12 protein-coding genes are annotated in these 14,171 nt (G+C 68.1%); 7 read left to right on the forward strand and 5 right to left on the reverse strand.

Annotated features, from left to right (window positions below):
* Nucleotides 1-4: 4 nt before the first annotated feature.
* Together VLK31_RS10950 and aat are read right to left on the reverse strand one after the other, a co-directional pair.
* Nucleotides 5-793, reverse strand: coding sequence for an arginyltransferase (locus VLK31_RS10950; protein WP_409168421.1), 789 nt, complete (start codon nt 791-793; stop codon nt 5-7).
* Complete coding sequence (gene aat, locus VLK31_RS10955) at nt 790-1,557, reverse strand: leucyl/phenylalanyl-tRNA--protein transferase (protein WP_409168422.1); 768 nt, start codon at nt 1,555-1,557, stop codon at nt 790-792. Before aat ends, VLK31_RS10950 begins: the two co-directional genes overlap by 4 nt.
* 251 nt (nt 1,558-1,808) lie before the next feature.
* Here aat and VLK31_RS10960 point away from each other — a divergent pair, with 251 nt between their 5' ends.
* Nucleotides 1,809-4,139: a xanthine dehydrogenase family protein molybdopterin-binding subunit gene (locus VLK31_RS10960; protein WP_409168423.1), complete on the forward strand. Its 2,331-nt coding sequence runs from the start codon at nt 1,809-1,811 to the stop codon at nt 4,137-4,139.
* Nucleotides 4,140-4,176: 37 nt separating this feature from the next.
* Nucleotides 4,177-5,091, forward strand: a complete 915-nt coding sequence (locus VLK31_RS10965) for a helix-turn-helix domain-containing protein (protein ID WP_409168424.1) — start codon at nt 4,177-4,179, stop codon at nt 5,089-5,091.
* Between the two features lie 68 nt (nt 5,092-5,159).
* Here VLK31_RS10965 and pobA read toward each other — a convergent pair whose 3' ends face one another.
* On the reverse strand, nt 5,160-6,341 hold the full coding sequence (pobA, locus tag VLK31_RS10970) for a 4-hydroxybenzoate 3-monooxygenase (protein ID WP_409168425.1): 1,182 nt from the start codon (nt 6,339-6,341) through the stop codon (nt 5,160-5,162).
* Between the two features lie 152 nt (nt 6,342-6,493).
* Between pobA and VLK31_RS10975 the strand changes: the two genes are divergently transcribed.
* From VLK31_RS10975 to VLK31_RS10995, 5 genes are all read left to right on the forward strand, one after another.
* Nucleotides 6,494-7,264, forward strand: a complete 771-nt coding sequence (locus VLK31_RS10975) for an IclR family transcriptional regulator C-terminal domain-containing protein (protein WP_409168426.1) — start codon at nt 6,494-6,496, stop codon at nt 7,262-7,264.
* 358 nt (nt 7,265-7,622) lie between these two features.
* On the forward strand, nt 7,623-8,282 hold the full coding sequence (locus tag VLK31_RS10980) for a response regulator (RefSeq protein WP_056518096.1): 660 nt from the start codon (nt 7,623-7,625) through the stop codon (nt 8,280-8,282).
* Nucleotides 8,279-9,607 carry an ATP-binding protein gene (locus VLK31_RS10985; protein WP_409168427.1) on the forward strand — a complete coding sequence of 443 codons (1,329 nt, stop codon included), beginning with the start codon at nt 8,279-8,281 and terminating at the stop codon, nt 9,605-9,607. The genes VLK31_RS10980 and VLK31_RS10985 overlap by 4 nt, the downstream gene beginning before the upstream one ends.
* Nucleotides 9,608-9,707: 100 nt before the next feature.
* Complete coding sequence (locus VLK31_RS10990) at nt 9,708-11,195, forward strand: DegQ family serine endoprotease (RefSeq protein ID WP_409168428.1); 1,488 nt, start codon at nt 9,708-9,710, stop codon at nt 11,193-11,195.
* 42 nt (nt 11,196-11,237) lie between these two features.
* Nucleotides 11,238-11,534 (forward strand): hypothetical protein, encoded by a 297-nt coding sequence (locus VLK31_RS10995; RefSeq protein ID WP_409168429.1) that lies wholly within the window; start codon nt 11,238-11,240, stop codon nt 11,532-11,534.
* 4 nt (nt 11,535-11,538) lie between these two features.
* On the opposite strand, the gene VLK31_RS11000 is transcribed toward VLK31_RS10995, so the two are convergent.
* A complete protein-coding gene (locus tag VLK31_RS11000) occupies nt 11,539-13,422 on the reverse strand; it encodes a sensor histidine kinase (protein WP_409168430.1) in 1,884 nt (627 codons plus the stop codon).
* Nucleotide 13,423: 1 nt separating this feature from the next.
* Nucleotides 13,424-14,164 carry a response regulator gene (locus tag VLK31_RS11005; RefSeq protein WP_409168431.1) on the reverse strand — a complete coding sequence of 247 codons (741 nt, stop codon included), beginning with the start codon at nt 14,162-14,164 and terminating at the stop codon, nt 13,424-13,426.
* Nucleotides 14,165-14,171 lie beyond the last annotated feature (7 nt).

The raw sequence follows: 14,171 nt of genomic DNA on the forward strand, positions 1-14,171 counted from the left end.
CATTTTACCTTGTGAAATCAGTTGGTGCCTGCCAATGCCCGTCGACCAGCACTTCATGCGGGGAGAAGCGCGCCTTGTAGTTCATCTTCGGGCTGTGCTCGATCCAGTAGCCGAGGTAGACGTGCGGCAGCCCGAGCTTGCGGGCCTGTTCGATCTGCCACAGCACGCTGTAGGTGCCGTAGGCGGTAGACGTCGGCCCACCGCTCGACCCGTCGTCCTGCGCGGCACGGGCATCGGGCTCGTAGAACGTATAGACGGCCGATATGCCGTCGTTCAGCACGTCGAGGATCGACACCATCTTCAGTGCGCCCGTGCTGCCATCGGGCAGTGTTTCGCGGAACTCGACCAGCCGCGAATTGACGCGGCTCTGCAGCAGAAACTGCGTGTACTGGTCGATGCTGTCGTGGTCCATGCCGCCGCCCGCGTGCCGACCGTTCTGGTAGCGCAGGTAGAGCTGGTAGTGCTCGGGCATGAAGCACAGCTTGAGCACGCGCGCCTGCAGATCTGAATGCTGCTTCACCGCGCGGCGCTGGCTGCGCGTGGGGCGAAAGCTGTTGGCCAGCACCCGCAGCGGAATGCATGCGCGGCAGCCGTCGCAGTAGGGCCGGTAGGTGAACATGCCGCTGCGACGGAAGCCGCTGAGCACCAGGTCGGAGTACGCGTCGTTGTGGATCAGGTGGCTGGGCGTGGCCACCTGCGAGCGGGCCTGGCGATCCGGCAGGTAACTGCAGGGATAGGGCGCCGTCGCATAGAACTGCAGTGTGTGAAGCGGAAGGTCCTTGAGGTGCGTCACGTCGTCACATCGGGAGAAGAAGGAGGTCGCGCGGAAAGGAGGCCGAGCCAGTATACGGGGTCGAATCGCCACCGTGGGCCCTCCTGCTGTCGCGCCGAAGCCACGTGCGCGACGAAGCGTTTGCGTGCCATCTCGCGCGCGCCAAGGCTGGCCAGGTGTGCCGTGTTCTGCTGGCAGTCGATCATTTGCACGCCGTATTCGCGGCACACCGACACCAACGCTGCCAGCGCGATCTTGGAGGCGTCCGGCTGGCGCGTGAACATCGATTCCCCGAACACCGCGCCGCCCAGCGCCACGCAGTAGAGGCCGCCGGCCAGCTTGCCGTCGATCCACGTCTCCACGCTGTGGGCGTGGCCCGCCAGGTGCAAATTCGTATAGGCCCGCACCATGTCCGGCACGATCCAGGTGCCCGACTGGCCCACGCGCGGCGAACGCGAACAGGCACCGATGACGGCCTCGAAATCGTGGTCGATGCGCACCTCGCAGCCCGGGGTGTCTGCGAATCGCAACAGGGTTTTGCGCAGGGAGCGGTGCAGCTTGAAGTCGGCCACCCGCAGCACCATGCGCGGGTCAGGGCTCCACCACAGGATGGGCTGGTCCTCGCTGAACCAAGGAAAGACGCAGTGGCTGTAGGCCTGCATCAAAGTATCGACGTCGAGCGAGCCGCCTGCCGCCAGCAGACCAGGCACAGGGTCGCTCGTTCCCCAGGCCGAGGCGGGGTCTGGGAGGGCATCTCCGGGTTCGAGCCAGGGCAGTTGTCGCATGGCTCTAGGTATACACGGCTTCTCTGAAAACCGAATCCGGCAGCAATGAATTTGCGTATGCACCGGGTCTGTCCGACAGACGCGGGCTCGGGGTGCTGCCACGATCGCGGCGACACCCCCCCAAGACACCCCCCACACACGCCCCACAAGACCCGTCGAAAACCATATAGTGCTCAGCTTGCATTCGCACTACCACAGCGGATCCAGCAGGCACAGCTGCTTTGCGCGGGGATCAGCACAAGAGGACCACGTTGACCACTGAACCCAATCCCTTCCGCTTTGGCAGCGGCCAGGCGGTGCGCCGCCTCGAGGACGCCAGCCTATTGGCCGGCGCCGGCATCTACACCGATGACGTGACGCTGCCGAACCAGGCGCATCTCGTTTTCCTTCGCTCGTCGTACCCCCACGCCCGCATCCTGTCGATCGACACCAGCGCCGCCGCGGCCATGCCGGGCGTGCTGCGCGTGATCACCGGCGCCGAAATGGCCGAGGCCGGCGTCAAGGCCATGCCCGGTGCCGCGGGCTTCAAGCGCGCCGACGGCAGCGACAGCGCGAGCCCGCCGCGCCTTGCCATGGCGCACGAGCGCGCGCGCTTCGTGGGCGAGGCGGTGGCGGCGGTGGTGGCCGATACGGTCCAGCAGGCGCGCGACGCGGTCGAAGCCATCGTGGTCGATTACGAAGACCTGCCCATGGTGGTCGACCTTGCAGGCGCCACGGCCGAAGGCGCTCCCTTGCTGTGCGAGGAAGCCACCGGCAACATCGCCGCCGAAATGCGCCATGGCAGCAGCGCTGACGCCACTGCCGCCTTTGCCAAGGCCGCCCACGTGGTGGCCCTGGACGTGAACAACCAGCGCGTGGTGGCCCTGACCATCGAGCCGCGCTCCGTGCTTGCCGCGCGCGACGCCGAAACCGGCCGCCTCACGATCCGCATGAGCACGCAGATGCCCTCAGGCGTTCGCGATTCCGTGTGCGCGGCCATCGGCCTTCCCAAGGACAAGGTTCGCGTGATGGTGGGCGACGTGGGCGGCGGCTTCGGCATGAAGACCGGCGCCTACCCAGAGGACATCGCGGTCGCCTATGCCGCGCTGCAGGTCGAGCGCCCCGTGAAGTGGGTGGCCGACCGCAGCGAGGAGTTTCTTTCGAGCGCGCACGGCCGCGACATCGAGGCGCGCGCCGAGATGGCGCTCGACGCCAACGGCAAGATTTTGGCGCTGCGCATCAACACGCTTGCCAACGTGGGCGCCTACGCCACGGGCACCGGCGTGGCCATTCAGCTGCTCATCGGCCCCTGGGTGCAGACCAGCGTCTACGACATCCAGACCATCGACTTCCATTTCAAGGCGGTGCTCACCAACACCGCGCCCACCGGCGCCTACCGCGGCGCGGGCCGCCCCGAGGCCATCTTCACCATCGAGCGGCTGATGGACGAGGCCGCGCGCCAGACCGGCATCGACCGCATCCTGCTGCGCCGGCGCAACTTTATTCGCCCCGAGCAGATGCCGTACAAGAACCCGATGGCGCAGACCTACGACACCGGCAACTTCGAGTCGGTGATGGACCAGGCGCTCACGCTGGCCGACTGGCAAGGCTTCGAGGGCCGCGCCGCCGAGTCGGCGCGCAACGGCAAGCACCGCGGCCTGGGCATTGCCACCTTTCTGGAGTGGACGGGCGGCAACGTGTTCGAAGAACGCGTCACGGTCTCGGTGCAGGCCGACGGCGTGATCGAGGTGTTCTCGGCCGTCAACGCAATGGGGCAGGGCATTTCGACCTCGCTCGCGCAACTGGCGGTCGATGCCTTCGGCGTGCCCATCGAGAAGGTGCGCGTGGTGCTGGGCGACACCGACCGCGGTGACGGCTTTGGCAGCGCCGGTTCTCGCTCGCTGTTCACCGGCGGCTCGGCCGTGCGTGTCGGCGCGGAGCGCACCATCGACAAGGCGCGCGAACTTGCCGCGCAAGAGTTCGAAGCCGCCATCGACGACATCACCTACAGCCGCGGCGTCTTCACCGTGGCGGGCACCGACCTCGAGCTCGACCTGTTCACGCTGGCCGGCAAGCAGCCCGAGCGCGAAATTTTCGTCGACTCCACCAGCACCGTGGCCGGCCCCACATGGCCCAACGGCTGCCACATCTGCGAGATCGAGGTCGATCCGCCGACCGGTGAAATCAGCGTGGTGGCGTACAGCTCGGTGAACGACGTGGGCCGCGTGATCAACCCGATGATCGTGCGCGGCCAGCTCGAAGGCGGCGCGGTGCAAGGCATTGGCCAGGCGCTGTACGAGCAGGTGGTGTACGACAACGAAACCGGCCAGCCCGTCACCGGCAGCCTGATGGACTACGCCGCGCCGCGCGCCGACATCGTCGACACCATGTTCAACATGGAAATGGACGAGTCGACGCCCTGCAAGAACAACCCGCTGGGCGTGAAGGGCGTGGGCGAGCTCGGCACCATCGGCGCCACGCCGGCCATCGTCAATGCGGTGGCCGATGCCTTTGCCCGCAACGGCCTGGCCACGCGCGCGCCGCGCCTGCACATGCCGCTGAGCCCCGCGCGCGTGTGGCAGGCCATGCAGACCGTCGACTGACGCCGCGCCTCGGGGTGCCGCTCCAAAGGCGAAAGCCATGCGCGTCACCACCGAGCTGCAGACCGAGCCCTTGCGCGTTTTCAGCTACTGCTGCGACGCAGGGCCCGACGCCAAGCCCTTCACCGAACTGCACGAGGGCCACTCGCTCTCCTATGTGCGCAAGGGCAGCTTCGGCTACCGCACGCGCGGTCGAGGCTATGAGCTGGTGACCGGCTCGGTGCTCGTGGGCCACCCCGGTGACGAGTACATGTGCACGCACGACAACCATGTGTGCGGAGACGAGTGCCTGGCGTTTCATCTGTCGCCGGGCTTCGTAGAGCTGATTGGCGGCGACCCGAAGGCGTGGCGCGCGGGCGGCCTGCCGCCGCTGGCCGAGCTGGTGGTGATCGGCGAGCTCGCGCAGGCCGCGGCCGAAGGGCAGGGCGATGTCGGGCTCGACGAGCTGGGCATGTGGTTCGCCAGCCGTTTCATCGAAGTTGTCTCTGGCTGCAACAAGCCCGCGACGGAGTCCACCGCCACGCCACGTTACCGGCGTCGCGCGGTCGATGCCGCGATGTGGATCGACGCGCATTGCGCGCAAGTCATTGGCCTCGACGGCGCGGCGGCGCAGGCCGGCCTGAGTTCCTTTCACTTTCTGCGCGTCTTCTCCCAGGTGCTAGGCGTCACGCCGCACCAGTACCTCGTGCGTTCGCGGCTGCGGCATGCCGCGCGGCTGCTGGCCGCCAACGACAGCCGACCCGTGACCGAGGTGGCGCTCGACGTCGGCTTTGCCGACCTCAGCAACTTCGTGCGCACCTTCCACCGGGCCGCGGGCGTGTCACCGAGCGGCTTTCGCAAGGCGGCCCGCGGAGATCGCAAGATCATCCAAGCCCGCATTGCCGCGCGCCTGGATGATGGCCGCCTGATTCACCCATCGAGCCGGAAGCCCTCATGCACCACCGCACCCGACTGAACGGCGACTGCTTCACGACACGGCTCTGAAGGCGGCGCTAGACGGGCAAGCGAACAGGCAAGCGCGGCCTAGAAGTCTTCCAGCGGCAGCCCGACGTAGTTCTCCGCCAGCGACGTGGAGGCCGCGTGCGAATGCACCAGGTAGTCGAGCTCTGCCTCCTGGATCTTCTGGCCGAAGGCACCGGTTTCCGGAAAGCGGTGCATCAGCGAGGTGAACCACCACGAGAAGCGCTCGGCCTTCCACACGCGGCGAAGGCACAGGTCCGAGTAGCGGTCCAGCGCGGAGGCCGACTTTTCCGCATAGAAGATCTCGAACGCGCGCGAGAGATACCCCACGTCGGCCGTTGCCAGGTTCAGCCCCTTGGCCCCGGTGGGCGGCACGATGTGCGCCGCGTCACCCGCCAGAAACAGCGCACCAAAGCGCATCGGCTCGGCCACGAAGCTGCGCAGCGGCGCAATGCTCTTCTCGATGGAAGGCCCGGTCACCAGCTGTTCGCGTGCCTCCGGGTCCAGGCGTGCGCGCAGTTCGTTCCAGAAGGCCTCGTCGCTCCAGTTCTCCACCCGCTCTTCGGTGGGCACCTGCACGTAGTAGCGGCTGCGCGTGGCGCTGCGCATGCTGCACAGGGCAAAGCCGCGCTCGGTGTTGGCGTAGATCAGTTCATGCGACACAGGAGGCACGTCGGCCAGCACGCCAAGCCAGCCGAAGGGGTAGACCTTCTCGTAGGTCTGAATGGCATCGGCCGGCACGCTGGCGCGGCTCACGCCGTGGTAGCCATCGCAGCCGGCGATGAAGTCGCATTCGAGCTCATGCGTCTGGCCGTCTTTTTCGTAGCGCACGCGCGGCTTGGCCGAATCGAAGTCGTGCAGGCTCACGTTGGCGGCGTTGTAGATGGTGGTGAGCCCATCGGCCGTGCGGGCTTCCATCAGGTCGCGCGTCACTTCGGTCTGGCCGTACACCGTGACCTGCTTGCCGCCCGTGAGGCCGTGCAGGTCGATGCGGTGCCGCGCGCCCTTGAACAGCAGCTCGATGCCTTCGTGCGGCAAGCCTTCGGCCTTGGCACGGGCATCGACACCGGCACGCGCCAGCAGGTCCATCGTGACCTGCTCGAGCACGCCGGCGCGGATGCGGCCCAGCACATAGTCGCCGCTCTGGCGTTCGACGATGACGTTGTCAATGCCGGCCTTGTGCAGGAGCTGCCCGAGCAGAAGTCCGGCGGGGCCGGCGCCGATGATCGCGACCTGTGTGCGCATGTTCGTGTCTCCGAGATGGTTTGATGCAGCGTAGGGCGAGCGGGCATTTGCAGGGGCGCCTTCGCGCAGGCTCTGTGCGATCATGCGAACGCGTGCGCGATGATCGCGCAACACTTCGATTCCGCTGCAACCTACCGACCCGCCACCGCCGCATGACCATTGCCAAAGCCGACTTCATCGAGGGCATTGCCAAGGGCATGGCGGTGCTCGAAAGCTTCGACACCGAGCGCCAGCGCCTCAACGCCACGCTGGCCGCCGAGCGGGCCGGCCTCACGCGCGCGGCTGCCCGGCGGCACTTGCTGACGCTGGCGCACCTTGGTTACCTGGAGACCGACGGCAGCTATTTCTGGATGGCGCCGAAGGTGCTGCGTTTCTCGGGCAGCTACCTGGCGTCGTCGCGGTTGCCGCGTGCGTTGCAGCCCACGCTCAACCGGCTGGCGGCGCAAACGGGCGAGTCGTTCTCTGCCGTGGTGCTCGACGGGGAAGAGGTGGTGATCATTGCGCGCAGCGGCAGCTACGGCACGCCGACGCGCGTGCTGGCCTACGGGCTGCACCTGGGCGCGCGGTTGCCGGCCCATGCCACCTCCACCGGCCGTGTGCTGCTGGCCGCGATGCCTCCCACTCAGTTCACGCAGTGGCTCAAGGGCCGGCACCTGGCGCGCCTCACGCCGCAGACGGTGACGCAGGCACGCGGCCTGCGCCAGCAGGTGGCCCGTGCACGCAAGGACGACCATTGCTTTGCAAGCGAGGAGCATGAGCTCGGCGTGCAGGCGCTGGCTGTGCCTTTGCGCGACATGCAAGGTCACACGGTGGCTGCGTTGAACGTGGTGCTGTCTGGTACCCGCTATCAGGAAGACGCGTTGCAGCGCGACATGTTGCCCTTGCTGTTCGAGGCTGCGCGCGAAGTGCGTTCGCTGCTTTGAAATGGCGCGCTGTTTTTTGGAGGTTCGGGTTGGGATGCATTCGGGGCGCGCCCACGCCGACGGGGTTCCTTGCTCCGCGAATGTCCCCCGGCCTGCGGCCTCCTCCTTTATTTCGCTACGCAAGGCACCCCATCGGCGTGAGCGTTATGCGGAGCGGTCGTTGATCGTGCGATCCCCTAGAGCGTGCCCAGGTGCACAGGGCGTCGGGTGCTCCCCGCAGCGAAATAAAGGAGGAGGCGAAGCCGGGGGACATTCGCGGAGGGGAGCACCCGGCGGCCTGTGCACGCGCCCCGAACGAGACCCCGCTGAACTTTAGCCACAGCAAACCCCTCGAATCCCAGCAAACGGACACACAACCATGCGACTCCTCCTGCTAGAAGACGACGTGATGATCGGCGAAGCCGTGCTCGACCTGCTGCGCGCGGAACAGTACGCGGTCGACTGGGTGAAAGACGGCGAGGCCGCCGAATCGGCCCTTCGTACACAGCAATACGACCTGGTGATGCTCGACCTGGGCGTGCCCCGGCGCGACGGCCTCGAAGTGCTTCGCAACCTGCGTGCCCGCAAACAACGCATGCCCGTGCTCATCGCCACCGCGCGCGACTCCGTGCAGCAACGCATCGAAGGCCTCGACGCCGGTGCCGACGACTACGTGCTCAAACCCTACGACCTCGACGAACTGCTGGCCCGCATCCGCGCCTTGCTGCGCCGCGCGGCAGGCCGCGCAGAGCCGGTCTACGAACACATGGGCGTGAGCATCAACCCGGCCACCAGAGAGGTGACCGTGGCTGGGCAGCCCGTGGTGCTCTCGGCGCGCGAATGGGCCGTGCTGGAGCCCCTGCTCGCGCGGCCCGGCATGGTGCTGTCACGCGCCCAGCTCGAAGAAAAACTCTACAGCTGGAAAGACGAAATCAGCAGCAACGCCGTCGAGGTGTACGTGCACGGCCTGCGCAAGAAGCTGGGCGCCGAACTCATTCGCAACGTGCGCGGGGTGGGCTACATGGTGCCGAAACTATGAGGCGCAGCGTGACGGGTTCGCTGCGCGCACGCCTGCTGTGGTTTCTGCTCGCGGCCATCGTGCTGGCCGCGGGTGCGCAGGCGCTGGTGGCGTACCGCACCGTGCTCGCCGAGGCCGACGACATCTTCGATTACCACATGCAGCAGATGGCGCTGTCCCTGCGCGCGGGGCTGCCGCCCAGCGCGGCGGTCGGTGGCATCGGCACCGGTGAGCAGAACTTCGACTTCGTGGTGCAGGTGTGGACCGCCGAGGGCGTGCGCATTTTCGAGTCGGCGGAAGAGGCCGCGCTGCCGCAGCTCGCGGTGCTGGGCTTTGCCGACGTGCAAGCGCGCGGCACCACCTACCGCGTGTTCTCGATGCAGACGCGCGGGCTGGTGATTCAGGTGGCGCAGGACATGGCGGCGCGCCGCCACATGGCCGGCACGCTGGCCCTGCGCACCATCGCGCCGGTGGCGCTGATGGCGCCCTTGCTGATGCTGGTCGTGTGGTGGGTGGTGAGCCGCTCGCTCGCACCGGTGGCGCGCGTGCGCAAGCAGGTGGCCTCGCGCCAGGCCGACGACCTTTCTCCGGTCAACGAAGAAGGCCTGCCCGAAGAGGTGCGCCCGCTGGTGCAGGAGCTCAACCTGCTGTTCGACCGCGTGCGCCATGCCTTCGACGCGCAGAAGCACTTCGTGGCCGATGCCGCGCACGAGCTGCGCTCTCCACTGGCCGCGCTCAAGCTGCAGGTGCAGGGCCTGCAGCGTGCACCCGACGGCGCCTCGCGCGACCTGGCCGTGAGCCGGCTCGTGGCGGGCATCGACCGCGCCACGCGGCTGGTCGAGCAGATGCTTGCGCTGGCGCGACACGAGGCCAGCATGGCGGCCGGTGCCAAGCCCGAGGCGGTCGACCTGTCGGAGGTGGCGCGCCTCGCGGTGTCCGATGCCGTGGCGGCGGCGCAGGCGCGCGGCATCGACATCGGCATCACCCATGCCGATGCCGCCGTGGTCAGCGGCCAGCCGGAGGCCCTGCGCATGCTGCTGCGCAACCTGCTGGAGAACGCGGTCAAGTACACGCCCGTCGAAGGGCGCGTCGACATCGCCATCGTCCAGCAACAGCAGGCGGTCGAACTCACGGTGGACGACAGCGGCCCGGGCCTGCCGCCAGGGGAGCGCGAGCGCGTGCTCGACCGCTTCTACCGCTCGGGCGAAACGCAGGCGCCCGGCAGCGGACTGGGGCTGGCCATCGTCAAGTCGATTGCCGAGCTGCATGGCGCCAGCGTGACGCTTGACGCTTCGCCGAGCCTGGGCGGCCTGCGGGTGGTGGTGCGCTTTCCGGCACAGGCCTGAGTGCTTCGAACGAGGGCGCTGGTTTAAGCGGTGCTTAAGCCAGCGCGGCGACATTCCTTTCATCGTGTTTGCGTCCATACGCCTTGAAAGGAACCGACAAATGAACTCCCGTCTGACTTCGCCCCGCGCCCTGGTGATTGCCCTGGCGAGCGCGGGTGTGATCGGTGCCGTTGGTGCCGGTGCCTACACCAGTGCCCGCGCCGTGGGCGCCCCCACCAACGCCGCCGTCACCGCGCCGGCGGCCATGGTCACGCTGCCCGACTTCTCCACCATCACCACGCGCGACGGCCCCGCGGTGGTGAACATCAGCGTCACCGGCACCATGAAGGCGTCGGACGACGAGGCCGCCGCCGAGGTGCAGGGCGTGGACCCCGAAGACCCGATGTTCCAGTTCTTCCGCCGCTTCCAGGGCCAGATGAACCCGCGCGGCAAGCAGCAACAGCAGGAGCGCGACGTGCCGGTGCGAGCGCAGGGCTCGGGCTTCATCGTGGACGCCAACGGCATCATCATCACCAACGCCCACGTGGTGAAGGACGCCAAGGAAGTCACCGTCAAGCTGACCGACCGGCGCGAGTTCCGTGCGAAGGTGCTCGGCGCCGACGCCAAGACCGACATTGCGGTGCTGAAGATCGATGCCAAGAACCTGCCCACGCTGGCGCTGGGCAACACCAAGGACCTGAAGGTCGGCGAATGGGTGCTGGCCATCGGCTCGCCCTTCGGGTTCGAGAACACAGTGACGGCCGGCGTGGTGAGCGCCAAGGGCCGCTCGCTGCCAGACGACAGCTACGTGCCGTTCATCCAGACCGACGTGGCGGTGAACCCCGGCAACTCGGGCGGCCCGCTGATCAACACGCGCGGCGAGGTGGTGGGCATCAACTCGCAGATCTACAGCCGCAGCGGCGGCTACCAGGGCCTGTCTTTCGCCATTCCGATCGACGTGGCCATTCAGGTGAAGGACCAGATCGTTGCCACCGGCAAGGCCACGCACGGCCGGCTGGGCGTGGCGGTGCAGGAGGTGAACCAGGCCTTTGCCGAGTCGTTCAAGCTCGACAAGCCCGAAGGCGCGCTGGTCTCCAACATCGAGAAGGGCGGCCCCGGCGACAAGGCCGGCCTGAAGGCGGGCGACGTGATCCGCAAGGTCGACGGCCAGGCGATCGTGTCCTCGGGCGACCTGCCTGCAGTGATCGGCCAGCAGGCACCGGGCAAGAAGGTCACGCTCGAGGTGTGGCGCCAGGGCGAACGCCAGGAGCTGCAGGCCAAGCTGGGCGATGCGAGCGACAAGCCGGCGCAGGTCGCCAAGGCCGACGCCGCGGCCAGCCAGGGCAAGCTGGGCCTGGCGCTGCGCCCGCTGCAGCCGCAGGAAAAGCGCGAGGCGTCGGTGGAAATCGGCCTGCTCATCGAAGATGCCGCGGGGCCGTCGGCGCAAGCGGGCGTGCAGGCCGGCGACGTGCTGCTGGCCATCAACGGCACGCCGGCGCAAAGCGTGGAGCAGGTGCGCGAGGTGGTGGCGAAGGCCACCAACAAGTCGGTGGCCCTGCTCATCCAACGCGGCGAAGACAAGATCTTCGTGCCGGTGCGAATTGGTTGATCTGCCGACCGAACGCAGTGGCCGAACTCAGTGACTGAGCGGATGAGCACCGGCGGCCTCTCGGCGCACATCCTGCCCACGTCGGCCACCATGATCGGCGTGTGCATGACGGTGATGTCGATTGGCCATCTGGGCCCGCGCGACGACATGCGCCTGCTGATCGACCGCTTGCTGGCCGTCGACGCGCTGGTCTTCCTGGCCAGCGCGTTGCTGTCTTTCATCTCGATGCGCACGCGCGCCTCGGGTGCGCGGCTGGAGGCCTGGGGCGAGATGGTCTTCATCGCCGGCCTTGCGCTGCTGGCGCTGGGTGCCGTCACGCTGGCCTTCGCGCTGCGCTGACGCGTCAGGGCAGGGTGCAGGGCCAGTCCAGGCGCACGCGCGTGCCGCCGTCAGTGTCGTGCGCGGTCTCGATGAGCAGCAGCGCGCCGATGGACTGCGCGCGCGCACGCATGTTCGTGATGCCGTGCCCCGCTGGCCGCCCACCCGCAGGCGTGGCGGCAAGCCCGCGCCCGTTGTCCGTGAGCACGATGCGCACCAGCGGTGGCGTGGCCTCGCCATGCCAGCCGGCCTGCATCACGATGCGCGTGGCGCCCGCATGCTTCAGCACATTGGTAAAGGCCTCCAGCAGGATGCGTTGCAGCTGCAGCGCGGCCTGCGCGGCGAAGGGAGCGAGCGTGGGAATCACGGCCACGTCCCACACCAGCTCGATGCCGGCGGCGTCCAGGCGCGGCTGCAGGCGGTAGCGCAGCGTGGCCAGCACTGTGGCCAGGTCGTCGTGCGTGGGCTGCAACGAGTCGACCGCCATGCGCATCTCGTCGAGCGCGAGCTTCACATGCTCCTCGACCACGCCGCGGTCGGGCATGGGCTGGGTCACCACGTTGAGCAGGCCCACCAGCTGCGAGCCCACACCGTCGTGAATCTCCCGCATGATGCGCTGGCGCTCCAGCAGCACGGCCTGCTGCTGCTGTTGCTGGCGCATGGTGTCGAAGGCGCTGCGCAACTGATCTTCGCGTTCCGCGACCCGTGCCGCGAGGTTGGCGTTGAGCGCGCTGTAGTCGGCCACCGTGCGGCTGTAACGCTCGACCACCAGGCCCGCCAGGATCATCACGAAGAAGAACATCGCATGCGCGGTGAGCGTGTAATACGCGCCGCCGAACAGGCCCATGCGCACCAGCAGCAGGTCGTGCGCGCCGGCCAGAATGGCCCCGGTGCCCGCCGCCAGCAACACCGCCGCAATGCGCCGGTGCTCCACCAGTGCGCCGTACACCACGTATGGCAGGCAGACGATGCTCGTCGCCTGAAGCACCACCAGTCCCGCGGTCCACAGCATGGGCAACGCGAAGGCGAAGGAGGCGCAGGCCAGCGCGACCGACAACGCCAGCGCCGCATAGATAGAGCGCACCAGCCACGGCGGGTTGCGCTCGAGCACCAGCAGCACGAAGCGCGCAATCAGCCCGATGTGGCAGGCATAGCAGACTGCCACCACCGCGCCCCACAGGGGCCAGGGAATCGGCATGTCGGGCCACACACGGTCCAGGTTGCGCGCCACGCCGGAGAGCGCTGCCAGCGCGAAGCAGCCGTACAGCGCATCGCGCTGGCGCAGCCAGAGGCCACCGGCCAAGCCGCCCATCAACACCAGGCTCACGGCATAGACGATGGCCGAGGTGTTGCGCCAGTTCTGCTGCGAGCGGTAGAGCGGCGCCAGCGCGGCCTCGGTGCCGTACTGAATGCTGGCCAGCCCCGCGCCGCGCTGGCGTTGCACCGTGGTGCGAACCTCCAGCGACTGGGCAGGCCCCTCGCGCTGCAGCGCGGCCGGCAAGGGCACGAGCAGGTTGCTCTTCGACGCGTCGTGCGCCGGGTCGCCGAGCGTGCCGTAGCTGGCCACCAGCGCGTTGTTGAACGAAATGCCCACCTGATTGCCCACGCCCGACATCAACAGCGCCCCGGGCTCCTGGCCGGGCACGGCGGCGGTGGGCAGGTCGATGCGGTAGGTGGCCTTGCCGCCCAGGCCTGGAAACTCATGGTCCCAGCGGAACGGCAGCGACACGCGGCGCGTTTGCGCGGGGAGGCCGTCGGGTTCGAGCACGGCTTCGGCCGTGGTGATGTCCAGCGCGTTGGCGGGCGTCGCGGCGTGTGCCTGCTGCGCGGCGCCAGCGGTCCACGCCAGCAATGGCCATGCCGTCCACAGCGCCGCGCGCAACAGCCTGCGGGCCCGCGCGGCAGTCACGCTAGGGGAGCCAGCCGAGGTTGCGTGCCTCGAACACGGCTTCCGACTTGTTGTGCACATCCAGCTTGGCGTAGATGTTGCGGATGTGGGTTTGCACCGTGGACGCCGAGACGCCCATCTGCGTGCCCACTTCGACATAGGTGAAACCGCGGGAGACCAGGTCGAGCACCTCGAACTCTCGCGGCGACAGCCGCTCGTGCCCCAACGAAGGCTTGGCCGCCAGGGCGGTGGCAGTGGTGGCAAGGTTGGCCGTGCTGGCCGCATCGGCTTGGGCCGCGGCCCCGGCATTCGCCTGCCAGCGGCGCAGCAGCTTGCGCGCGATCACCGGCGACATCGGCGAGCCACCGGCGCGCAGGTGGCGAATGTGGGTGGCCAGGTCGGCCTCGGTGCCGTCCTTCAGCAGGTAGCCGCTGGCGCCTGCCTCGAAGGCCTGGACCATGTTGGCCTCGTCGCCGAAGATCGACAACACCATCACCGCACATGCCGGTTGCATGAGGCGGCACTGGTTGATGACCTGCAGGCCGGGCCGGTCGGGCAGGCCGAGGTCGACCAGCAACACGTCGACCGGGTTGTCGACCAGCCACGCAAGAATTTCGCCGGCGTTGGAGGCGCTGTAGGCCAGGCTCAGAGAAGGGTCGGCGTCGACCACGCGCGCAATGCGTTCGCGCATGCCGGTGTCGTCTTCGACCAGGGCAACCCGTGTGTCCACGGTCATGCGTGCGCCGGTGCGAAAGAGCTGCATGCATGCA

Origin of the sequence: Variovorax sp. H27-G14, from assembly GCF_046156345.1 — a bacterium.
Classification (GTDB): Bacteria; Pseudomonadota; Gammaproteobacteria; order Burkholderiales; family Burkholderiaceae_C; genus Variovorax.